Source organism: Desulforegula conservatrix Mb1Pa (assembly GCF_000426225.1).
Taxonomy (GTDB): Bacteria; Desulfobacterota; Desulfobacteria; order Desulfobacterales; family Desulforegulaceae; genus Desulforegula; species Desulforegula conservatrix.
The window spans coordinates 25,591-47,585 of the sequence record NZ_AUEY01000025.1 but is presented as its reverse complement, the minus strand read 5'-3'; the positions used below and the strand labels follow the sequence as shown (position 1 = coordinate 47,585).

Sequence of the window (21,995 nt, the reverse complement as noted above, 5' to 3'; positions counted from 1 at the left end):
TCATTCCTTTTTCCACGATCAAACAGTTCTGAGGCATTCTGTTCAAGCTCTTTCTTCCAGGCTGATATCTGATTGGAATGCACACCAAACTGATCGGATAATTCCGAGAGGGTTTTGTCTCCCTTCAAAGCCGCTAACGCCACTTTAGCCTTGAATGCTGGTCCGTGATTTCTTCTGATTCCTTTTGCCATTCTTCTGCTCCTTTTTTTTGATGTTCTAATAAAGCAGATTTTCACTTAAATGGCTGTCCAATTTTTCCAGACCAGCTCTTTATTCATATTATTTTTTTCGTACGTAAGGGAATATAGTCTTTTATATTCTGACTTGGTCATGTAATCTGCTGAACTGCATTCGATATTCTTTGGGCGAGAGTCCTGTGTTTTTTCTGAAAAGTTATCTGAACGAATTAGCGTTTTCGTACCCGACTTTGAGGGTGATCTTGTCAATGGATTCCCTTGTTTTTTCAAGCTTTGCCTTGGCCGCTTCTTAAATGGCCATCCAATTTTTCCAGACCAGCTCTGTTACGAATCTATTTCATTAAAATCCTGAATTTTTAATTTGTATTGTTGAAAAATAAAAAGTGTTTGACAATTAGTTTGTGTGTGAACTATATAGTTTGCATGTGTACTAATTTAAAAGATTGAGTTTGATTATTAAAATAATAATAAATGGAGGGAATCAAGATGAGCCAGACATTAGAAATGTACAAAGCATCAGGAAATGAAGCTTTTACGCAGCTTGCAACCGAATTCGCACCTTATTTCAGTACAATAGACCCTATGTTTGTTGACCTCAGGCCAGGTTACGCAGAAGTTAATGTTCCAAACCAGAAAAAGATTCATAATCATTTAGGCACTGTTCATGCCATTGCAATGTGTAATGCTGCTGAGCTTGTTGCAGGAATGATGACAGATGTTTCTATTCCGGATACATCCAGGTGGATTCCGACTGGAATGACAGTAAAATATCTTGCGAAGGCAAAAACTGATTTAAGGGCCATTGCAAAAGGAGATAGCATAGACTGGAACTCAACAGGCAATATTGATGTACCGGTTGTTATATATGACGCCGATGGAAAAGAAGTTTTTACTGCTGCCATCACTATGAATGTCAGCAATAAAAAATAAAGTTGATCATTGCCGTCTCTCTACAGGTACATGGAAAGGCGGCATATAAATAATATTAGGAATTTATACGTGCCATGAAAAGAGAGCGTAAATGACTGAAGATAAAAGACTTTTTTTTAAGCTAAATAAGGCACAGCGTCTACTGCTTAACTATTTTGACCACGAAGCTACAGATCTGTTCGGTGTTTCCATTACACAGATTGCGACCCTTTTTTATCTGCGCAGCAATGATGGTTGTCTGCTTAAAGATCTAAGCATTGAATTATCCCAGAATAAATCAGCAATAACGACTCTGATCGAAAGAATGGGCAAAAATGGTCTTATTCAAAAAGTAGCCTCTGAAAAGGACGGTAGAGCCTATCATATTTTCTTAACAGAAAAAGGCAGGACTATAAGTGAGCAGGCCTTACCTATGGTCAAAGAAAATAACAGAAAACTTACCGGCCAGTTTACAATGGAAGAAATAGAAATCATTAACCGTTTTTTTGATAGGATAATCGAAATTTATAAATAAAACCTTAATCAATACGGTATGATACCGGGGGATTTATGGCATCATTTAGAAAAACAAGCTGTGTTCTCTGTGCCCAGAATTGCGGCCTTGAGGTGCAGGTAGAAAACAATAAAATCGTCAAGGTCAGACCTGATAAAGATAATCTCAAGAGCATTGGATATGTATGCAGAAAAGGGATGAACATTGCCAATCATCAGCACCATGATGACAGGCTTAAATATCCGCTCAAAAAAACACCTGATGGATTTGTAAGAATATCCTGGGAGCAGGCTTTTTCAGAAATAGGGGCAAAACTAAAATCGATCATTGATCAGCATGGCCCCAAAACCTTCGCATACATGGGCGGAGGTGGCCAGGGCTGCCATTTTGAGGCTGCCTTTGGCATGAATCTCATGAAAAATCTTGGTTCCAGATATAATTACAACCCTCTTGCCCAGGAACTTACTGGTTATTTCTGGGTTTGCGGAAGAATGACAGGTCGCCAGAACAGATTCTGTATACCTGATGAACATCATGGTGACATGATTCTTGGAATTGGATGGAATGGAATGGTAAGCCACCAGATGCCAAGAGCACCGATCATTTTAAAAGAGTTTTCTCAAAATCCTGATAAGATCGTAGCCATAATTGATCCTAGGAAATCTGAAACAGCAAAAATTGCAGATATTCATATTCCATTGAAGCCTGGAACCGATGCGCTTCTTGCCAGAGCAATGATTGCCTTAATAGTTCAAGAAGGATGGGAGAAGAAGGACTATATTGGAAATAATGTTTCTGGTTTTGAGAGTATAAGACCCTGGTTCAAAAATTTTGATGTTAAAAAAGCCCTTGAAGTCTGTGATGTTGATTACAACGATGTAAAGAATCTTTGCAGAAAACTTACAACAAAAAACTGGTGTATGCATTTTGATTTGGGGGTTCATATGAACCGCCATAGCACTATGACGGCATATTTATACATGATTCTCGCAACAATTTGCGGCAGGATATGTGTCCCAGGCGGGAATGTAATTCCAGGAACATTTGTTCCTCTCGGCTCCCATACTGATGAACGTGATCCTAAAGTTTGGAGAACCATGGCAACAGATATACCGGCAATAAATGGGGCATTCCCGCCTAATGTCATGCCCGAAGAAATATTATCCGAACACCCGGAAAGACTCAGGGCAGTAATAGCATCAGGCTCCAATCCCTTGAGATCCTATGCCGACACAACCGCATTCGAAGACGCGTTCAAAAAGCTTGATCTGCTTGTTACCATTGAGCTTGCAATGACTGAAACGGCCGAGGTTTCAGACTATGTTCTTCCATCAAAATCAGGATATGAAGCATGGGATGCGACGTTTTTTGCATGGCATTACCCTGAAGTCTTTTTTCAGATGAGGCACCCAATACTGGAGGCAGAAGGAGAAGCACTTGAAGCCGGAGAAATAATGACAGGTATTGCTGAAGCTGCCGGTCTTATACCTGAAATTCCAGATTATTTGTATAAAGCAGCAAAACATGACCGAATGACCTATGCCACAGCCCTTTTTTCTTTTGCCGCAAAGAATAAACAAGTGATAAAAGTCATGCCCCATGTCATATCAAAAACCCTTGGTAAAGAAATGAAATCAGGAAACAAGGCTGCGCTTTGGGCTCTTCTTCTTTCAGCTCCTGGTAATGTTATGAAAAATGCTTCAAGGGCAGAAGTACTCCGCTCAGGTAGTCCTGGGATCAGTTTAAAGCTCAAGCTTTTATATACAGCCATGATAGGGGCTGCAAAATATCAGAGCCTTGCGCCATTAGCCATACTATCTCCAAGAATTGAATGGGCAGAAAAAATGTTCAATGAGATTACCAGTCATCCTGAAGGATTATGGGTTGGAAAATCTGTCTTTGAAAACAATCTGAAAGAAATAAAAACTGAAGATGGGAAAATCAATATTTATATTCCTGAGATGGAAGAATGGATGAAAGAAATAACCCCTGAATCTGAAGCAAAAGCTGTTGCCACTGATCCTGAATACCCTTTTATTCTTAATGCCGGTCGTCATACCCCAAACAACGCAAATACTTTAATGCGAAAGCCTGACTGGAATAAGGATAGAAGAGCCTGCACTCTTGCCATGAATCCTGATGATGCTGCCTTACTCAATATGATCGACGGAGAAAAGGTTAGAATAACGACTGAAGCATCATGCGCTGATCTCGAACTTGAAATTACAGAAGACGCAAGAAAAGGTCAGGTTCTTATCCCCCACGGTTTTGGCCTTAAATATAAAGGTGTTGAATACGGAGTTAATGTCAACAGATTGACAAAAAATACCCATAGAGACAGGTTTGCTGCGACTCCTTTTCACAGATATGTGCCATGCAGGATAGAAAAGATCCAAGCATAGCGTTGGTTTGTATGGGAGAACTCCGGCTGGTCGCCTTTTTTGTAAAGAAGCCCTTAAAAAATTTCATTGATTTTAGAGGTGGTCTTTAGGTTTTTGAGTGAAGATGCCATATGTAGGGTGCTCAAACCGCAAGGGTTGCGCACCAACCAGCTCGTAGAAAACATTTATAGCTCCTCAGGCGTAAAGCTGACAACACTGTCTATGTCTGAAGCACCTGCAAACAGCATCACGAGCCGATCTATTCCAAGTGCGCAGCCTGCGGAGACCGGCATCATTGGCAGACTTTCGAGAAATTTTTCAGGTATTGGAGCTGTAATTTTTCCTGTTTTCATTCTTTCCTCGAAATCAGCCTCAAATCTCTGTCTCTGCTCGACATGATCCGTCAACTCAGAAAATGCGTTGCAAAGCTCGAGTCCTGCAATGTAAAGCTCGAATCTTTCAGCAACGGACGGGTCTTTTTTTGAAATGCGTGAAAGAGCAGCGCAGCTTGACGGATAATCATGAAGAAAACATGGGGCCTTGGTTCCAAGATTGGGTTCTATCTCAAGTCCCATGATTTCATCGAATCTGTCATTTTTAAGTGCTTCTGATGCAGATATTTCAGAATATTTTTCGTAGGCCTGATTAACGGTAATTCTTTGCCAGTCTCCTGAAATATTCACTTCATGGCCGTCGAAGGAAACCGTCTTTATTGAGCCCAGTCTTTCAGCCACAAATTTCACCAGAGCTTCTGTCTCATCCATCAGAATATTGTAGTCGGCTCCTTTTCTGTACCATTCCAGCATCGTAAGCTCAGGAACATGCTTTCTGCCCCTTTCACCTTTTCTGAAACATTTGCAGATCTGGAAAATGCGATCATATCCGGCAGCAAGAAGCCTTTTCATGCAGATCTCTGGTGATGTCTGGAGGAACCATTCCGAAGATTCCACAGGATCTATATGTACTTCTGGCGCGAGTGACGGCAGCCTCACAGGCGTTTCAACCTCAAGATAGCCGTTTTCCGTGAAGAAATCCCGGACAGCCTGAATCAGCTTTGCCCTGAGTTTCAGGTTTTCAATTATTTTTGCCTGACGGTAATATGGTCTTTGTTTCATTTGAATTTTATTTTTTATTACCTTTTTTCTTATGAAACTCGTCCTTTGGCCTGTCCTGGAGGCAGACAATATTATGACCGTCGCCGTTTTCTGCATCATACCAGCTGTAGCCGATTTCCTTGCATTTGTCGCAGGCTCCCACAGGAATATGGATTCCTGCCATGCTGTAATCCCTGTCTGATGATGATCTTATCTTGAAAGTCCCTCCGCACTCTTCGCATGACCTCAGAATTTCAGACTGTCGCTCCCATATTCCGTCCGTGTCGTATGTTATGCTTCGGCTTCTTTCATAAAATGGTTTCTCGCCGTATGCTTTTATCTTAAGTTCATCCCTCATATCCCATATCTGGAGAACCTGATCGCAGGTTTTTTTGATTGCATCAAGGGTTCTTAAGTCTTCCTTGATTCTTTCAGGATCATATCCAGGTTCTGTAACTTTGCTGTAATCCAGGCCTGCCATGGAAAGAATTATTCCGGCGTTAACATATGGCAGGGCGCCTTCGATGGAATATCCGCCCTCAAGTACCGCAATGTCGGGCTTGAGCATTGTTGTGAGTTTTGCGTAACCCTGGGCCGAGAAATTCATGTTCGTGATAGGGTCTGAATAATGATTGTCCTGACCAGCGGAATTGACGATTATTTCAGGCTTGAAATCCTCTAAAATGGGCAGTACGCAGTTTTGAATTGTATAAAGATAACCTTCTTCTGAAGTGCCTGGAGGCAGAGGGATATTTATGGTGTATCCTGCGGCATTCGGGCCGCCGAATTCGTTGGTAAAGCCTGATCCTGGATAAAGAGTTCTCCCATCCTGGTGAAGCGAAATGAAAAGAACGTCAGGATCATGCCAGAAAATATCCTGGGTTCCATCCCCATGATGACAATCTGTGTCAACAATGGCGATTCTTTTGACTCCGTATTCGCTTCTTAAGATTTCGATCATTATGGCTTCATTATTTACATTACAGAAGCCCCGGCCACCATGAACCATCCTCATCGCATGATGCCCCGGAGGTCTCACCAGCGCGAACCCGTTATCTATTTCTTTTTCCATGAAGGCCCTGGCAATGGTTTTAGCGCCTCCTGCGCTTATATAATGGGATTCGGTCATGACATGCTTGGGTTTGGTAAGACAGAAATGGGTTCTTCCCACTTCATGGTCAGTTATCATACCAGGTTTGTATTCGATTATGCCGTCTATGTCGAGAAGCCCTTCCTCAAAAACTTGATCCTGGGTGTATAAAAGGCGTTCTTCCCTTTCAGGATGTGTCGGATCAATCGCCCAGTCAAATGCAGGGAAAAATACAAGTCCTGTTTTTTTCAAAGCTTTCATATCAGGCTCCAATTATTTGATTGTTGACCAAATATATTCAGGCTTCAGCCATGTAAGGTGTGTGTTTTCATTGTTCGCACCATTTGGCTGACAAAAACGGTGCGTGGAAAAGCGTCACGCAACCTACATTTATAATCAAAAATATTTTAAGTTTTTTGCGGAGCTTTTTTTCAAAAAAGCGACCCGCCGGAGGCTCGGTTTTTGTAAGATTACGAGTAAAAGACTCTTTAATCCTACGATTGGGCAATGCTTTCAAATCCAGGCATTAGTCCAGGTTTTATCTGCACCCTGATTCTTATGTTTTTGCCTGAGCTTCTGTAGCCCCTGATCATATTGAAGGATAGGTCTTCCAGTGTCTCAATCTGGGAATCTTCCATTAGCCCGCCGTGAAGTGCGGCTTTTTTCTTCAGAAGCTCACAAGCCTTTGAGTATGCGTCCGTCTTTACAAAATTGTGCTTCACTTCCATAGAAAAATTTTCTTCTGGTGCTATGGCAATTCCTCTTTCCGTGTCAGCAAAGAACGTAACCTCACAGGTTGGTCTTGAAAGACCAGCTCCGAGTGCGCTTGCAACACCCCATGATGGAACCGCTACTGTTTCTATTCCTGACATTTCTTCAAGCATCGGAGCGAAAAGGCTGGCAGGGCCGCCCATAACCATAATGAGTCCAGGGTTTATCTGGTAGCTTTCAATGAAGTCATGGATTGTGTAAACAGGCCTTGAATTTATCTCGTCTATCATTTCGTCGGCGCATTCAATAATCTGCCTGCAAGTTGACCTGAATATTTCATCAGCAGCTTCGATCAGGGTTCTGTCTGTTTTTTCGGCAATTTCGGATATTCCTTTTTCAGCGGCAGTCTTGTCTCCATCTGATGCAAGGCCAAGAACGAAAAGCGCGTCTGTGGGAGTAGGCGATGATCCTCCAAAAGCCATTGCCGGGCCTTTACGTTCAGGCCCTATCTTTACTTCACCATCTTCCACCCTTACAAAACTGTCTCCGCCCATTCCTATGGATTTTGTCTTGAGTGATCTGATGAGCGTCTTGTATGCGCCTATTTTTATTCCGGCGGGTTCCAGAACCGGAACACCAGAGATAAGTATTGCGATGTCTGTTGTTGTTCCGCCGATATCAAGAACTATAATGTCCTTGTCTTTTGGGGCTGATGCAAGTGCTCCCATAACGCTTGCGGCAGGGCCGGACTGAATAGTCTGGGCTGGCTGGTTTATGGACGCCTCGAAAAGCATGGTTCCGCCGTCAGCCTTTAAAAGATGTATCGGAAATTTCAGGCCTTTTTCATCCAGGGATTTTATCACTGCCTCGAAAAAAGCCTTGTGAACAGGATATACAGACGCATTCAGATAAGTTGTGGCAATTCTGCGAGGGAAATTGAGGTTGCCGGAAACATTGTGGCCCATGAATACAGCGTCGAAATCCTTGGCTATGAGAGCTGCTATTTCTTTCTCATGCTCAGGATTCCTTGTGGAGAATTTTGTCACGATTCCAACATGCTGAACGCCTTTTTCCTTCATTTTTTTTGCAGCAGCCAGCACCTGATTCTTGTCAATTTTTTTTATCTCGCGTCCCCTGTGATCAAGAGCGCCTTCAACAATAAAATAATTTTTGCTCATCCTGAAAAGCTCGGGATCAAGGCCAGGCCCAGCAGCTATAATCATTCCTGCATTATCTGTCTTTTTTTCTGCGATTGCGTTGGTTGTAAGGGTCGTGCTTAGAACAGCCCTGGATATTTCTGATGTGTTTATTCCTTCTGTCAGTTTTGATAGCCCTTCCAGAACTGTTGAGAATAGATCCGAATGATCCGTCGGGATTTTTACCTGTTTCAGAATTCTGTCTTTGTCTATGAGTACAGCATCAGCGTGAGTTCCGCCTATATCCAGTCCTATGATCATGATTTATTCCCTTATCCTTAAGGTTATTCCAATTCCAAATCAAAGCGCTATCTGCGTTGGCTTCGTCGTCACCTCCTCAACGTACAAACTACGTACGTTTGCGTCGTTTCCTCCTTGCCGCCTTGATTTCATCTTTGATTTGAAAATGGTATTAGACGTATTTGTAGATGACCATGAAATGCGAAAACGTTCCGGCCATAACAAAAAGATGAAATATTTCATGGAAACCGAGAATATTAGGAATGGGATTCGGTTTTTTACGCGCGTAAATAACCGCTCCGATAGTATGGGCAACCCCGCCAATTACAAGCCATGTCAATGCGGCTGCTGGAAGTGCCTTGACCATCGGGTATGCTGCAACCACGCACACCCACCCCATTGCAATATAAATGCAGGTCGAAAGCCATCTCGGAGCGTTCATCCAGAAAACTTTAATGAAAAAGCCCGAAAGAGCGATTCCCCAGACTACTCCGAAAAGGCTCCAGCCCCAGCTGCCCTTTATTGAAATAAGGCAGATCGGTGTGTATGTCGAAGCAATGAAGATAAAGATCATTATGTGATCAATTCGCCTTAGGAGGGCTATCCATTTTTCATCGACTTTCAGCATGTGGTAAAAGGAACTTGTCAGATACATTGCAGTCATGGACGCCCCGAAAATGGAGAATGTTATGAGCCTCCAGGGATCAAGAGGCATGCAGGTTTTATAGATCATCAGTACTGTGCCCAGGGCAGCGAAAATAGCTCCTGCAAGATGGGTCAAACCGTTCATGGGCTCTCTTAAGCTGTTGGATAATCTGGAGAACATTTGTGTTTCCTCGTTCTTTTTAAAAAATGTGTGGTCGTATTGTCGATTGAAGCGTGGCAGATCACCGCGCACGATTGAACTGGAAAGCTTTTAATAATAAAAAACATCGATTCATTGACAATAATGAATGTCTTGCATATTTACCAATAAAAATTGAACCTTTTAATATTTTGAATGGAAAAAATGGAACTACAGGACTGCATAGTATTTCTTCTGGCAAAGACCAGCCAGGCCGGTTACAGATTCTGGGGCAATTTTATTTCAGAGATGAATGTAACTACTGTACAGGCCATGGTGCTTATTCTTCTGAACCGGAAGGAAGGCGTAACATCAAAAGAGCTTGGGGAACAGACCCAGCTCGACAGCGCCACGATGACAGGACTTCTGGATCGCCTTGCAGCCCTTGGACTTATAGAAAAAAAACAGAACCCCAAAGACCGCCGCACCATTCTTGTTTTTCTTACAAAAGATGGCAGACTAAAGGCCGAAAAACTGGACGTGCTTTTTGACAAGGCCCATAATGAGTTTATTTCATGTCTGAGTGCCGAAGAATCAGATACCTTAAGGGAGAATCTTAAGCGTATTCTTGATTTTCATGCGACCGGTAAGGGCAAATGATCAAGGGGGGCGATGAAGCTTATTCTTTTGCCCTATGATTCATATTGATGGACTCGCAAAAAGTCAAAAAATGGCTTTAGCATCATTCCGGACTTGATCCGGCATCCAGTACTTTCAGGTACTTCTGGATTCCGGCCTGAGCCGGAATGACGAGAATCGGACTTTTTGCGACCTTGTCCATTTTTGTATTAAATCGTTAAAGCCTAATTGAATCAGGCCGGAAATTTTATTTAATGAATTCAGGCAGTCTTTACGCAATAGCCGCATATGTTCTTTGGGGGATTCTTCCTGTCTACTGGAAGTCTCTTGGCCATGTCTCTGCTGTCCAGCTGATAAGCCACAGAATTGTGTGGTCTTTTCTGTCTCTGTCGATTCTAATCATTGTATCTGGTCAGGCTAAAAACATGATTGAGTCTGTCAGAAAGCCCGGCGTTTTTCTTTCGTTTATTCCGGCCTCGGCCTTGATAAGTATCAACTGGCTGCTTTATATATGGTCTGTAAATTCAGGATATATAATTGAAGCAAGCCTAGGGTATTTTATTAATCCTTTGATAAGCGTACTTATCGGCGTCGTTTTTTTTAGTGAAAAATTGAGGCCTTTTCAATGGGCTTCGGTCGCAGTTGCTGCATCCGGCGTTATATTTCTGACATTTGCCCATGGTTCTCTTCCCTGGATTGCATTGACGCTGGCTTTTTCTTTCGCTTTTTATGGTTTTGCCAAAAAAAAGGCCAGGCTCGGCTCTTTGTTCGGGCTTACCATTGAAACGGCAATACTTGGATTACCAGCGCTGTTTTATCTGATATGGTGCGGCCTTAATGGTACGGGAGCGTTTCTTAACCATTCCCCAGGGTCGGATATCCTCATGGCAGGGGCAGGAATCATGACCTCTCTTCCTCTTTTGATGTTTGCGTCTGCAGCTGTGCGGATTCCTCTTTCCCAAGTAGGCCTGTTCCAGTACATATCTCCGACCTTACAGCTTGTAATAGGCATTTTTGTTTACAATGAATCTTTTACAAAAGACAGATTCATCGGATTCGGGATAGTCTGGGCGGCCCTTTTATTGTATGCTCTGGAAGGATTTTTTCATTCACGTTTAAAAACAGCGGATCTCAAGGTATAGTAGCTGGTATTATTAAAAGTCAAAAAAGTGCGCCTACGTCATGCCGGACTTGATCCTGCATCCAGTTATTTCAGACAATTATGGATTCAGGCCTGCACCTGAATGACAGTAAATCTATTTTTTGCTGTTTCATCAATGATAATTTTTTACGGCGCTTTTCACAAAAAGATCATCCGTCCGACGTTGTATTAAACAGGCAATACATTTGAATATTATAGAAAAGCTTGCAAAACCTATTATACTTGGCGGGAAAATAATTCCAAACCGTCTGATTCTCGCTCCAATGGCAGGGCTAACACATATTGCATTCCGGGCTCTCCTTGAGGAGATAGGCGGATGCGGACTCATGTATATGGAAATGTGCGGCGCGTCCGCGCTTCCCAATGAAAACAGAAACCATTCTCCTGTCTTTAAATGGAGAGATGAAGAAGCACCACGCCTCGTATGCCAGATAGTCGGATCAGAACCAGGCATCATGGCAAATGCTGCTGAAAGAATAGAAAAAGAAGGCTTTTTCGGAGTGGACTTGAATTTTGGATGCTCTGTGGCTGCAATATGCAAAAAGAACAGTGGCGCTGATATTTTGAGGGATCCTGATAGGGCTGTCGCAATTGTGGAAGCTGTCAGGTCGTCTGTTTCCATTCCTTTGTCTGTCAAATTCAGGACAGGCTGGGAAGATGACCCTGAAAAAGCGGCTCTGCTTGGTCAGGGAATGGAAAAGGCCGGGGCTGATTTTTTTATATTTCATCCAAGGGTCGCCCCTGACAGAAGAACAAGGCCGCCCAGGATGGATCATATCAGGGTTCTTAAAGAATCTGTTAATATACCTGTTTTCGGGAACGGAGATGTTTTTACAAGGCAGGACTGCCATAAAATGTTTGAAACAACAGGCTGCGACGGGATTGCTCTGGGCAGGGCCGCAATTGCAAAACCCTGGATTTTTAAGGAATGGATAAATGGAATTGATCTAAGCCCTGAAATATATCTTAGGGTGGCCATGAGGCTGACATATCTGCTCGAAGAATATAATGAGCCTGTGAGGGCTGTAAGGCTTTTTAAAAAATGGGCGGTTTATTTTGCAGCCAGCTTTGTATACGGGCATTCCATAAGGCCCAAGCTTTGCAGAGGGGAGAATATGGACGAGATCAGGAAAAATTTGATGGAGATTCTTGATCCTGCGCCTGAAATATCCGAAAGACCCAGTACCCATCTTTTCACTGTGTGAGGTTCAGTATTGGCAATAAAAGATATGATCATCCGTTTATCCATACTGGCGACAGCCACTGTTTCGGCTTTAAGCATCTTTGGATACTTTGATCATGCTCATTTGCTTTTTGAACTGTCCACACATTTCAAGCTGCAGTACCTTGTCATATCATTGCTGTGTTTTTTTTCTTTTCTGTTTTGCCGCATGTATGCATGGCTTGTTATTTGTATTATCTGCATTGCGGTGAATGCCTGTTTTGTAATTCCATGGTATTTATCCCCGAAAGATGGAAGCAGTTCTTACCCTGGAGACTATCTGAAGATCATTCTTTCAAATGTTCATGCTGAAAATACTGACTATTCAGGCATACTCATGCTGGTTGAAAAGGAAAAGCCTGATATTGTAATTCTGCTTGAAGTGACTGATGAATGTCTCAGGCAGGTTTCGGAACTTGAGAAACATTTTCCTTTTAAAATATCCAGACCTCGCCAGGATAATTTTGGAATAGCCATGTTCAGCAGGATTCCATGGAAAAAGGCCGAGGTCATCTATTTGGGCAAGGCTGATCTTCCAAGCGTGTTTGCCGATATCGATGTGAATGGCAAAAAATTCAGACTGATAGGGACTCATCCCGCGCCGCCGATCAATAAGGATTTGTTTGACCTAAGGAATGATCATATAGAAGAATTAAGCTCTTTTATAGAGAAACAGCCAACTCCCGTTATTCTGGCAGGTGATCTGAATCTCACAATGTGGTCTTCGTATTACAAAAAAATGATTGAGAAGACAGGCCTGAAAAATGCCAGAAAAGGATTCGGGCTTTTACCTTCATGGCCCACCATGTTTCCGGCAATGATGATACCTCTGGATCACTTCTTGTTCGGCCCTGGCTTTGAGGTGGTTGACGTAAGAGTCGCCGGATCTGTGGGGTCTGATCATCTGCCGGTTATTGCAGAATTCGCGGTATTCTGATTATTGTTGAAATAAGGCAAAAGAAGGGTGCGCGGCGCTTTCCCACGCACCGTTTACGTCAGGCAAATGGTGCGTGCAAGGACGGCACGCACCCTACCGGTGATCGTTCAACAATATTGTGGTCTGTCCCTGTGAGAATCTGGAGCCGGAATCAAGAAATAATTGAAAATGGCTCTGTTCCCCTTAAGTGTGGAGAATGATATATACAATAACTACTTGATATTCAAATCTAAAAGCTGCCTTGTATGGTTAAATTGCCGTAAAAAAAGCCAATTCGTCGGATTAGAGCGTCCTTTGCTCGTAATCAGACATTGATCCGAATGCCTCCGGCGAGGCTTTATAACCCAATAGACTAAAATCAGATGAAGCGTATTCGTTCGGCTGTTTTGAAAATGATAGGGCGAGTGCCTCGAGCGGGTCGCTTGTTGGAAAAAGCTCCGCAAAAACTTTCAGGTAAGGAAACAGCGCATACACAACTTTAGGATATTTGCGTCTGACAATAATAAAAACATAAAGCTTTTGAGGGGTTTGGGGAACTTTTTTCAAAAAGTTCCCCAAGATCAAGATCTGACAAGGTCTCAAATAGTCCGATTCTCGTCATTCCGGCGCAGGCCGGAATCCAGAAGTGCCTGAAAATACTGGCTGCCTGATCAATTCCGGCATGACGCCGTTGCCTTTTTTAGTTTTTGCGACTCTTTCAATATCCCATCTAAAAAAATATTTCTTAGTATGATTTTTTTCTTAAAGGTTCTCCCCCGTCTGCCGATAGAATAGACGTAGCAAAAAGCACTTCAAATATCTGCAGGGAGGTGAAGCAGCCAAATCAAATAAACTTTTTAGAAATCCGCTTTAAAAAAACAGTCACAAAGAAAACAGTCACAAAAAGGGCAAGGATAGCCCGGAATAATCAATCACGGAGGATAATACTATGGGTCTTAGAATAAATACCAATATACAGGCACTCAACGCTCACAAGAACCTTACAAAGACAGACTCGACCCTCGGCGCGTCTCTTGAAAGGCTCTCGAGCGGTTTGCGCATTAATAAGGCGGCTGATGACGCTTCTGGTCTTGCCATTGCAGATACTCTCCGCGCCCAGCACACTGGTATCGGACAGGCAATAGCAAATGCCAACGACGGCGTTAACATCATCCAGATCGCAGACGGCGCTCTGGAAGAATCCCTTAACATAGTAAACACAATCAGAACCAAGGCAATCCAGTCAGCTTCAGACGGACAGAGCGCAACATCAAGAAAGGCAATCCAGGCTGACGTTAACAAACTCCTCGAAGAACTTGAAATGATCGGTAACACCACCGCATACAACGGCGTAAGCCTTCTTGACGGCGGATTCATCAACAAGTCCTTCCATGTCGGCGCATATAAGGATCAGGTTGTTGGCGTAAACATAGGCGACGCGAGAGGAACAAAGATAGGCGCAATGGCTTATGCAGAAACAAATAAGGAAGCGGAAGCCGCTGTTTCGAATCCTTTTGTGCGTGGGTCTCAGGTTACCGCAGAGGCTTTGAAACTGGGTGATGTAAGGCTTAATGGAATTCAGATCGGATCTACAATTGTTCAGGACGCTACTTTTGGTTCAACTGGGACTGCATTTTCAAAAGCCGCAGCTATAAATGCAAAGACCAATGAAACAGGTGTCGCTGCTAAAGCAACAACAGAGCTGGTTTTCAGAGTTGGCGGTGCACTTACAGCAACAAGCATGAATGATATTTCTCTTTCTGCTGCAAGCACTGCGGCTATGGCAGCCAGTGTTATTAATAATAACTCAAGCGCAAAAGCCCAAGGATTAAGGGCTGAGCTTGTTACAGGAAGCCAGGTTCGTGTCATAGCAACTGATGGGCGTAATTTGGTGCTAAGTGCAGGAGCTGCAGTTTACGTGAATGGAGCCAATGTTTCTGGCGCGTCATATACCCAGCGCGGTACTCTGACACTCAGTAACGCTAGGGCTATGACTAATGGAGAGGCTTATGTCAAAGCAGGAACAATAAGTTCAGGTGAAATGGTCATTAACGGTGTTGACATAGCTGCTGGCGGCGCTCTCACAGTTAAGAACGGAGACTTGGATCATACTCTCGTTGATACTATAAACAATAACAAAGACCTCCAGTCTTTGGGAATAAGGGCTGAGCTTTATAAGGACAAAGGAGATACAAATTTCAGACTTCGCCTTATCTCCGATAACGCACCTATAGAAGTCTCAGGTTCTGACCCAAATAAGGTCGCTCAGCTCGTTTCAGGTACAACGCAAGGTTTGAAAACCACGGGTGTTGTTCTTGAAGGAGCTGCAACAGATTCAAGTCCAAGCACTGATAATTATCTCAGGATGCTTGGTTTTGATGGAGCACAGTTTGGAACAGGGGAATTGGACGGGGCTTCTAATTCAGGTGGAAATGATGTAGCTGTGGTCAGTAAAGCATATCTTAAGTCCTCCCAGGTTACAGCAGAGGCGATTAAAAAAGGTGATCTTCTTGTAAATGGAATTCAGATTGGTTCTACTATCAATCAGGCCACAACATTTGGTTCGTATGGTACTGCGTTTGCTAAAGCAGCTGCGATAAATGCAAAGACCAATGAGACAGGTGTTGCTGCAAAAGCTACTACAGAATTGATTTTCAGGGTTGGAGGCGCACTTACTGCTACAAGTATAAATGATATTTCTTTGTCGGCAGCTAGTACTGCGGCAATGGCAGCTAGCGTTATTAACAATAATTCCAATGCAAAAGCTCAGGGACTCAGGGCAGAACTTGTAACTGGATCTCAGGTACGTATCGTTGCTGCTGATGGCCGTAATATTGTATTGAGTGCCGGAGCCGCAGTTCATGTAAATGGCCTAAATGTTTCTGGTGGAGCATATACACAGAGAGGAACTCTTACTCTTACAAACTCAAGAGCTATGGTTAATGGTGAAGGTGCTATTCTTGCTGATACCCTCAATGAAGGTGAGCTTATTATTAATGGTGTTGATATAGCAAAGGGCGGCAGCCTTACGATTAAAGCAGGAGATGCAGATCGCACACTTGTCGATGCAATCAATAATAACGCAGACCTCCAGAAGATGGGCATCAGAGGAGAGTTGTACAAGGCTGCTGGTGATACTAACTTCCGCCTGCGCCTTATTTCTGATCGTGATGAAATAACTGTGAGTGGCACTGATCCGAACAAGGTCGCAAAGATGGTTGGCGGTACAACATCAGGTACCATGTCCACAGAGATTAATCTTGGAGGAGCTCTTGTTGATTCAAATCTGACAGAGGATAATTATCTGCGTACAATAGGTCTTGATGGTGCTCAGTATGGAACCGCAGAAGCTACCGGCGTGAATAACACAGGTGGCAATGACAGGCTTGTGTTCGGAAAAGACAGGCTGAATTATAACTTCGGTGATGTCCAGATCAACGGCTACAAAGTCGGCGAAACAGTGGATGACGGCATATCCCACGCTCTTGGTGACAAAAGCGCGGCGGCTCTGGCAGCAGCTGTTAATCTTGTAAAGGCAGCCACAGGTGTTGAGGCTGACGTTATAAAGGCTGTTCAGGAAGGCGCAGGCACAGTTGCGGCAGGTACTCTCCAGCAGAGAGACCTTGTGATCAATGGTGTTGATATAGTTCGTGACAACACAGGTGGTAATGGCATGGCCATACTTGATGGCGACGCTGACCATACCCTCATGAGCGCAATCAATGAATACAAGGATCAGACCGGCGTTATAGCAAGCATCAATGATGCTGGGAAGCTTGTTCTTTCAGCTGTAGACGGCAGAAACATCCATGTTCAGTCAACAGCAAACGGTAACAAGCTCGGCAAGTTCGAGGCTGACTTTGGCGAAGGCAAGGGTGTTGCCCAGGATTCAGTATACATGGGTAATATCAGGCTTGTTGCTGATGCAAGCTTCAAGGTTGACGGCGCAGGTTCCAGCGACGCTGCAAAGGAAATCAGTCTTCTCAAGATGGGTCTTGCAGGCGGCGGTGCTTCAACCAAGGCAACAAGTGACCTTAAGGGCGACGGTACTTTTATTGCCGGCGTGAACTATGACAGCGCAATAGCAAAGGTTGACGTAACAACCCAGGAAGGCGCCGAAATGGCCATCAGGTCCGCTGACTATGCGATCAAGCGCCTCGATTCATTAAGGTCTGGCCTTGGTTCTACCCAGAACCAGCTCACCAGTACCATCGCCAACCTGTCTGTAACCAAGATCAACGTACAGGCAACTGAAAGTACAATCCGTGACGTTGACTTTGCTGCAGAAAGTACAACATTCTCCAAGATGCAGGTTCTTATGCAGGCTGGTACCTATGCACAGTCCCAGGCAAATGCAATGAGCCAGAATGTTATGAGACTGCTTCAGTAAAATAAACTCATAACCTGATGGCGTGGAACTTGCTTGAATTGGTCTGAGTAAATAAAGAAAACCTCCTCTCCCTTACGGGAGAGGAGTGGTTATCTTTAAATGTAGGTCGGATTAGGGATCAAAAGTTTTATGTTTTGATCCCGTAATCCGACGAATGAGCTAATCCGACCTACGCTTCCTCAAACATTCCCCTTTTTTTAGGGAGTAGAGGGATTTAAAATGATAGACATTGCAGGTTTTCCATTCATCAGAAACTTAGGCAGCGGGCAATTTTTTCCGGCTGAAACCGGTTTAAACCCGGAATAAAAAGGTGCATTATGGCAGGTACAATCTCAACACTCGGCATAGGATCAGGGCTTGAACTACAGAGTATACTCGATCAGCTAAAGGCTGGCGAACAGGCACCCATTACCAAAAAAAAGGCTGAGCAGCTTGTTATCAAGGACAGGATCTCCGAGTTCGACACTCTCCAGGCAAGCCTTTTGAGTATGAAGGACAAGGCTCTTGGTCTCAGCTTGAGTTCGACATATCTAAAGAGAAAAGTATCTCTGAGCGATACAAAGCCAGCTTCTGTAATTGCCCAGGACGGGATTGATACCGGCAGCTATAATCTGGAAGTAACGAGTCTTGCCCAGAAAAGTTCATGGAAGACATCCACCGGAGTAGCAGCCGCAGACAGCTATGTTAATTCCACAGGAAAAGACATGCAATTTTCATATTCTGTGGGAACAAAAACCAGAACTCTGAACGTGGCAAGCGGTACAACAATATCACAGCTTGCCGCAGCAATAAATGATGATGCCCAGAATCTTGGAATCAAGGCAACTGTCTCAAAAGATGGTTCAGGGGCAACTCCTTACAAACTGCTTCTTCAGTCAAATACATTGGGTGAGGCTGGCAGGATTTCAGATGTTTCCATGGCAGGACTCGAGCAATGGAATTCAAATTCGGCTTTCACAACAGGTAAGATGACGGTACAGGATGCCGATTCTGACTGGCCCACAAACCCTGTTTTAAGCGGGACATGGAACGGAGCCTCTGCAGGAACATATGCTTTCACAGAATCAAGCGGCACTGCAAAGACAATTGGTGTTGACGAAATAACCCTGAACTGGACAGGCCCAGGAGCAACAACCGGCTCCATTGTGGTCCCAGCAGGATATACTGCAGGCACAAAGATCAGCGGCCCGGACGGTATGGAGTTTGCGTTTACTCCTGCCGAAGTTCTTGCAGGCGGAGAAGAATATGAGGTTCAGGTTGAAAATTCAGCGATTAATTCAGCTGATACTAATTTTGTTTATACTTATAATGGAGCCACACGAAGCGTAGCTGTGCCGAACGGTTCAGACTTAAGAGACCTTGCAGACCTGATAAATAATGATCCCGCAAATACGGCAGGTTCAAAAGTCACTGCGAGTCTTGTTGATTCAGGAAATGGCTCATTTAAATTAAAGCTTGCTGCTGATACGTTTGGTGCAGACGTTAATGTCACATCTACATGGACAGGAATGGAGATGACAGACGCATCTTCAGCCATGTCTTTTGCTGAAGAAGCAGGCGCTTCCGGCGCTTCCCTTGATGCTGTGGTAAAGCTTGACGGAGTTTCATATACAAGGGCTTCCAACACAATTACCGATATTGTCGAAGGCCTTACGATAAAGCTTCAGGCCACAGGGCAGACAAATATCGAAATCGCCCAGGACGCGGGTGATGTCGGGACAAATATTAAAGATTTTATTTCGAATTTAGTTAAGTTTTTGAATGAAGTTGACGAAAATGATAATTATGACAAGGATACAAAAACTGGCGGTTCTCTTTTCGGTCTTTCATCCTTTTCATCGTTCAGGCGGCAGCTTGTGAATCAGGTTTTGTCATCGGTTGATATCGAAGGAAGCAATATAAAGTCTCTTGTGGATCTTGGTCTTGATGTTGCGCGCGACGGGACAATCTCCCTTGATACGGACACACTGGATTCTGCCATAAAGGATAATTTTGAGGATGTCAAAAAACTCATGCTTGGTGATCCTGACAAAGATATCACCGGATGGGCGGACACAATAAATAATTCCTTAAGGTATGCTACAAGAACAGGTTCTGGTCTGATTGCGACTGAAAAGGCTGCTGCTGAAACCAAGCTTGCCATGTTTGACACTCAGATTGAGAGGGCTCAGGCTCTTCTTGATAAAAGGTATGAGATTCTTACAAAACAGTTTCAGGCGCTTGATAAATTTTCTAGCAGTATGAACTCAATGTCTTCATATTTGACCAGTCAGTTTGATTCATTAAGTAATGCGCAAAGCAGTAATAATTAGAATTAGATAAGTAGCAGGAGGATTTACCATGACCTATGGATCAGCAGCAAGTGCATATAGAAAAACAGAGCTTGTTACGAGCAGTGATCCCAAGCAGCTTATTCTCATGCTTTATGATGGAGCAATAAGGTTTCTGGAGCAGGCGCGTGCTGGCGTTGTTTCTGGTGATATTCGAAGGCGCGGGGAAAATCTTTCAAAGGTTCTGGCCATAATTGGCGAGCTTAACGCTTGTCTTAATATGGATGCAGGCGGAGAAACAGCCGAATTCCTTCGTGGCCTATATATGTATATGCTGACAGAACTTCCCAAGGTAAGTTTGGATAATAATATTGAGACGGTTGACAAGAGCATGAGATATCTAAAAGAGCTTAAAAAGCTTTGGGAACAAAGGGTGATGGGACGCGGAGAAGCAGGCGCTGAAATAAGATCAGCTTCGCCTTCTTCAGAGGGACAGAGGACGCATGGTCTGTCGTTTGCCGTATGAAAATTCAGACCCTCAATGATGTGATTGATGCCTTTGAAAAGCTTCAGATAAAGCATGAAGCCCTCATAAAAGGCGGGATAGAAAGTATTCGTGATAAAACAAATGACGTTCCTGATCTGGATATAATGACTGATGACAGGGAGCAAGCTTTCAGGAATCTTCAGAATGCCTTTGGTGATATGGCTGTGGTGGAGGGAGATCTGGAGGGCCTTGAAGGCTTGAGACAGAGGCTTTCGCGGGTGCTTGAGCGGGAAGATGTTATAAAAAAAAGAGTTGAGGAATACAGGGCTGGCCTTAAGGAGTCCCTGGACAGAATGAATCATGGTAAAAAGGCCTTAAAGGGATACGGCAGCTCAGGTTTTTGATTTCTTTAAAACAAGGACAAGTCGCAAAAAGCCAGATTGCCGTCATTCCTGCGAAGGCCGGAATCCATAAGTATCTGAAAAACTGGATCGGATCAAATTCAGCATAGCTATGAAGCTCTTTTCTGCTTTTTGCGGGTTCATCATAAATTAAATAGGTTCTTTGATTTTCAAATGGGGTTACGGGTTTTTGGCAGGGTATTAACAGGAGGTCGCCATGAGTATGATAAAATTAGCCGGAGGGTCAGGCTATGGGCTTGACGTCTCAGCAGAAAATCCAAAGGCTGCTGATAATGTAAGAAGGGTCTTAAACAGGGATGTTGTGGCCGGGGGTAATGTCCAGTTTCAGCATGATTCAAATAGTGCGGCCCAGATGAATGGCTCTGAAAATTATGAGTCTGCTAAGGCTGATACGAAGGATATGTTTGAAGCTCTCATGGAAGAGCTGCGCCAGGATCTGAATATGGAGGAACGGCAGGTGGAATTTTCCTATAACCAGGATCTCAGGCAAATGGTGGTTACTGTGACAGATAAGAATAACGGCAGTGTTGTTAGGCAGATCCCTGAAGAGTATGTTCTGAAAATGGTGGAAAAATTTCAGATTAGCGGCAGAATCGAAGGTCTCCTTATCAATGATAAGGTATAAAACTCTTAAAAATTTAAAGTCTATTTCAGCCTGTTTTTTAATTTTGTGTTAAATAATTGGTCAAGCTCGTTCATATCCGTACCCTGTGAAGCGGCGGCCAAGTTCTGCGCCTTTATTTCGAGATACACTTCCTTTCTGTAAACAGCGATGTTTCTAGGCGCATTAATACCTATGCGCACTTTTCCGCCCTTTATTTCTATCACGGATATTTCTATCTCATCCCCGATTGTAATGGCTTCATTGATTTGCCTTGATAAAACGAGCATTTTATATTCCTTGATTTAAATAGAGCCTGTTTTTATTCCGCGTCCCCGAAAATCCTGTATTCCACACTGTATTCACTGTCAGCAAGTACAATCTGTTTGGCCAGTTTCTCTTTTACGTTGAATACTATGGGGCCTTTAAGATTTGCTGTTATCAGATCAGGATTGCTTGGTATAACGAGAATGACAGCCACGATGCAGTCCTCTTCTTTTTCAACCTTGATTTTATCCATGTCGTTCTGGCTAAGCTCAAAACTGTAATCAGGCATGAAAGTGGCTGGATTGGCGATTACAAAAGCAAGATCGGGTTTGTCAACAGATTGCAGCCACTTGAAAAAGCTGTTGCTGTGATGATCTATGATGACGTATCTGCGCTGGGAGGAAAAACCCAGAATTCCTTCAGGCATTGTGTATATGTCCTTCCCGTCTATTTGAAGCTCTCCGAATCTCGTTGTATCGATTTTTATTACGTTTTCCAATCAG

At 43.6% G+C, this 21,995-nt stretch carries 20 protein-coding genes; 12 read left to right on the top strand and 8 right to left on the bottom strand.

Features of this window, described 5'->3' with window-relative positions; translation table 11 throughout:
• Window positions 1-191: helix-turn-helix domain-containing protein (locus tag K245_RS0110840; protein WP_027358655.1), on the bottom strand; the 191-nt coding region annotated here is incomplete at its 3' end.
• A 492-nt stretch (window positions 192-683) separates the two neighbouring features.
• On the opposite strand from K245_RS0110840, the gene K245_RS0110835 reads away from it, so the two are divergent.
• From K245_RS0110835 to K245_RS0110825, 3 genes are all read left to right on the top strand, one after another.
• Window positions 684-1,127, top strand: coding sequence for a hotdog fold domain-containing protein (locus K245_RS0110835; protein WP_027359305.1), 444 nt, complete (start codon window positions 684-686; stop codon window positions 1,125-1,127).
• Between the two features lie 91 nt (window positions 1,128-1,218).
• Complete coding sequence (locus tag K245_RS0110830) at window positions 1,219-1,641, top strand: MarR family winged helix-turn-helix transcriptional regulator (protein ID WP_027359304.1); 423 nt, start codon at window positions 1,219-1,221, stop codon at window positions 1,639-1,641.
• 35 nt (window positions 1,642-1,676) lie between these two features.
• On the top strand, window positions 1,677-4,022 hold the full coding sequence (locus tag K245_RS0110825; RefSeq protein WP_027359303.1) for a molybdopterin-containing oxidoreductase family protein: 2,346 nt from the start codon (window positions 1,677-1,679) through the stop codon (window positions 4,020-4,022).
• 164 nt (window positions 4,023-4,186) lie between these two features.
• On the opposite strand, the gene epmA is transcribed toward K245_RS0110825, so the two are convergent.
• The 4 genes from epmA to trhA all read right to left on the bottom strand — a co-directional run bounded on the left by epmA (window position 4,187) and on the right by trhA (window position 9,158).
• Window positions 4,187-5,116 carry an EF-P lysine aminoacylase EpmA gene (gene epmA, locus K245_RS0110820; protein WP_035277014.1) on the bottom strand — a complete coding sequence of 310 codons (930 nt, stop codon included), beginning with the start codon at window positions 5,114-5,116 and terminating at the stop codon, window positions 4,187-4,189.
• A 7-nt stretch (window positions 5,117-5,123) separates the two neighbouring features.
• Entirely contained in the window at window positions 5,124-6,446 is a 1,323-nt protein-coding gene (locus K245_RS0110815) for a histone deacetylase family protein (RefSeq protein ID WP_027359301.1), read from the bottom strand.
• A 233-nt stretch (window positions 6,447-6,679) separates the two neighbouring features.
• Window positions 6,680-8,353 (bottom strand): hydantoinase/oxoprolinase family protein, encoded by a 1,674-nt coding sequence (locus K245_RS0110810; protein ID WP_027359300.1) that lies wholly within the window; start codon window positions 8,351-8,353, stop codon window positions 6,680-6,682.
• Between the two features lie 151 nt (window positions 8,354-8,504).
• Window positions 8,505-9,158: a PAQR family membrane homeostasis protein TrhA gene (gene trhA / locus K245_RS0110805; RefSeq protein WP_027359299.1), complete on the bottom strand. Its 654-nt coding sequence runs from the start codon at window positions 9,156-9,158 to the stop codon at window positions 8,505-8,507.
• 183 nt (window positions 9,159-9,341) lie between these two features.
• Here trhA and K245_RS0110800 point away from each other — a divergent pair, with 183 nt between their 5' ends.
• From K245_RS0110800 to K245_RS23995, 4 genes are all read left to right on the top strand, one after another.
• Window positions 9,342-9,776: a MarR family winged helix-turn-helix transcriptional regulator gene (locus K245_RS0110800; RefSeq protein ID WP_051284043.1), complete on the top strand. Its 435-nt coding sequence runs from the start codon at window positions 9,342-9,344 to the stop codon at window positions 9,774-9,776.
• Window positions 9,777-10,009: 233 nt separating this feature from the next.
• Window positions 10,010-10,897, top strand: a complete 888-nt coding sequence (gene rarD / locus K245_RS0110790) for an EamA family transporter RarD (RefSeq protein ID WP_027359297.1) — start codon at window positions 10,010-10,012, stop codon at window positions 10,895-10,897.
• 205 nt (window positions 10,898-11,102) lie between these two features.
• Window positions 11,103-12,122: a tRNA dihydrouridine synthase gene (locus K245_RS0110785; protein ID WP_027359296.1), complete on the top strand. Its 1,020-nt coding sequence runs from the start codon at window positions 11,103-11,105 to the stop codon at window positions 12,120-12,122.
• Window positions 12,123-12,308: 186 nt separating this feature from the next.
• Window positions 12,309-13,076 carry an endonuclease/exonuclease/phosphatase family protein gene (locus tag K245_RS23995; RefSeq protein ID WP_198013876.1) on the top strand — a complete coding sequence of 256 codons (768 nt, stop codon included), beginning with the start codon at window positions 12,309-12,311 and terminating at the stop codon, window positions 13,074-13,076.
• A 282-nt stretch (window positions 13,077-13,358) separates the two neighbouring features.
• On the opposite strand, the gene K245_RS0110775 is transcribed toward K245_RS23995, so the two are convergent.
• Complete coding sequence (locus K245_RS0110775) at window positions 13,359-13,622, bottom strand: hypothetical protein (protein ID WP_027359295.1); 264 nt, start codon at window positions 13,620-13,622, stop codon at window positions 13,359-13,361.
• A 382-nt stretch (window positions 13,623-14,004) separates the two neighbouring features.
• Here K245_RS0110775 and K245_RS0110770 point away from each other — a divergent pair, with 382 nt between their 5' ends.
• The 5 genes from K245_RS0110770 (at window position 14,005) to K245_RS23985 (ending at window position 21,249) form a co-directional block, all read left to right on the top strand.
• Entirely contained in the window at window positions 14,005-17,445 is a 3,441-nt protein-coding gene (locus tag K245_RS0110770; protein WP_027359294.1) for a flagellin N-terminal helical domain-containing protein, read from the top strand.
• A 317-nt stretch (window positions 17,446-17,762) separates the two neighbouring features.
• Entirely contained in the window at window positions 17,763-19,757 is a 1,995-nt protein-coding gene (gene fliD / locus K245_RS0110760) for a flagellar filament capping protein FliD (RefSeq protein ID WP_027359293.1), read from the top strand.
• A gap of 28 nt (window positions 19,758-19,785) precedes the next feature.
• Window positions 19,786-20,241 carry a flagellar export chaperone FliS gene (gene fliS / locus K245_RS23990; protein ID WP_051284040.1) on the top strand — a complete coding sequence of 152 codons (456 nt, stop codon included), beginning with the start codon at window positions 19,786-19,788 and terminating at the stop codon, window positions 20,239-20,241.
• Window positions 20,238-20,606, top strand: coding sequence for a flagellar protein FliT (locus K245_RS0110750; protein WP_027359292.1), 369 nt, complete (start codon window positions 20,238-20,240; stop codon window positions 20,604-20,606). Before fliS ends, K245_RS0110750 begins: the two co-directional genes overlap by 4 nt.
• 214 nt (window positions 20,607-20,820) lie before the next feature.
• A complete protein-coding gene (locus K245_RS23985) occupies window positions 20,821-21,249 on the top strand; it encodes a flagellar protein FlaG (protein WP_035276988.1) in 429 nt (142 codons plus the stop codon).
• A 20-nt stretch (window positions 21,250-21,269) separates the two neighbouring features.
• Here the strand turns inward: K245_RS23985 and csrA are convergent, their stop codons facing one another.
• Together csrA and fliW are read right to left on the bottom strand one after the other, a co-directional pair.
• Window positions 21,270-21,515 (bottom strand): carbon storage regulator CsrA, encoded by a 246-nt coding sequence (gene csrA, locus K245_RS0110735; RefSeq protein ID WP_027359291.1) that lies wholly within the window; start codon window positions 21,513-21,515, stop codon window positions 21,270-21,272.
• Window positions 21,516-21,547: 32 nt separating this feature from the next.
• Window positions 21,548-21,991 (bottom strand): flagellar assembly protein FliW, encoded by a 444-nt coding sequence (gene fliW, locus K245_RS0110730; protein WP_051284039.1) that lies wholly within the window; start codon window positions 21,989-21,991, stop codon window positions 21,548-21,550.
• Window positions 21,992-21,995 lie beyond the last annotated feature (4 nt).

Coding starts and splice junctions, on each gene's coding strand:
- K245_RS23995 (WP_198013876.1), top strand. CDS start 12,309: ATGTATGCATGGCTTGTTATTTGTATTATCTGCATTGCGGTGAATGCC.
- rarD (WP_027359297.1), top strand. CDS start 10,010: ATGAATTCAGGCAGTCTTTACGCAATAGCCGCATATGTTCTTTGGGGG.
- csrA (WP_027359291.1), bottom strand. CDS start 21,515: ATGCTCGTTTTATCAAGGCAAATCAATGAAGCCATTACAATCGGGGAT.
- K245_RS0110830 (WP_027359304.1), top strand. CDS start 1,219: ATGACTGAAGATAAAAGACTTTTTTTTAAGCTAAATAAGGCACAGCGT.
- trhA (WP_027359299.1), bottom strand. CDS start 9,158: ATGTTCTCCAGATTATCCAACAGCTTAAGAGAGCCCATGAACGGTTTG.
- K245_RS0110810 (WP_027359300.1), bottom strand. CDS start 8,353: ATGATCATAGGACTGGATATAGGCGGAACTCACGCTGATGCTGTACTC.
- K245_RS0110825 (WP_027359303.1), top strand. CDS start 1,677: ATGGCATCATTTAGAAAAACAAGCTGTGTTCTCTGTGCCCAGAATTGC.
- K245_RS23985 (WP_035276988.1), top strand. CDS start 20,821: ATGAGTATGATAAAATTAGCCGGAGGGTCAGGCTATGGGCTTGACGTC.
- K245_RS0110800 (WP_051284043.1), top strand. CDS start 9,342: ATGGAACTACAGGACTGCATAGTATTTCTTCTGGCAAAGACCAGCCAG.
- epmA (WP_035277014.1), bottom strand. CDS start 5,116: ATGAAACAAAGACCATATTACCGTCAGGCAAAAATAATTGAAAACCTG.
- fliD (WP_027359293.1), top strand. CDS start 17,763: ATGGCAGGTACAATCTCAACACTCGGCATAGGATCAGGGCTTGAACTA.
- K245_RS0110815 (WP_027359301.1), bottom strand. CDS start 6,446: ATGAAAGCTTTGAAAAAAACAGGACTTGTATTTTTCCCTGCATTTGAC.
- K245_RS0110770 (WP_027359294.1), top strand. CDS start 14,005: ATGGGTCTTAGAATAAATACCAATATACAGGCACTCAACGCTCACAAG.
- fliS (WP_051284040.1), top strand. CDS start 19,786: ATGACCTATGGATCAGCAGCAAGTGCATATAGAAAAACAGAGCTTGTT.
- K245_RS0110750 (WP_027359292.1), top strand. CDS start 20,238: ATGAAAATTCAGACCCTCAATGATGTGATTGATGCCTTTGAAAAGCTT.
- K245_RS0110835 (WP_027359305.1), top strand. CDS start 684: ATGAGCCAGACATTAGAAATGTACAAAGCATCAGGAAATGAAGCTTTT.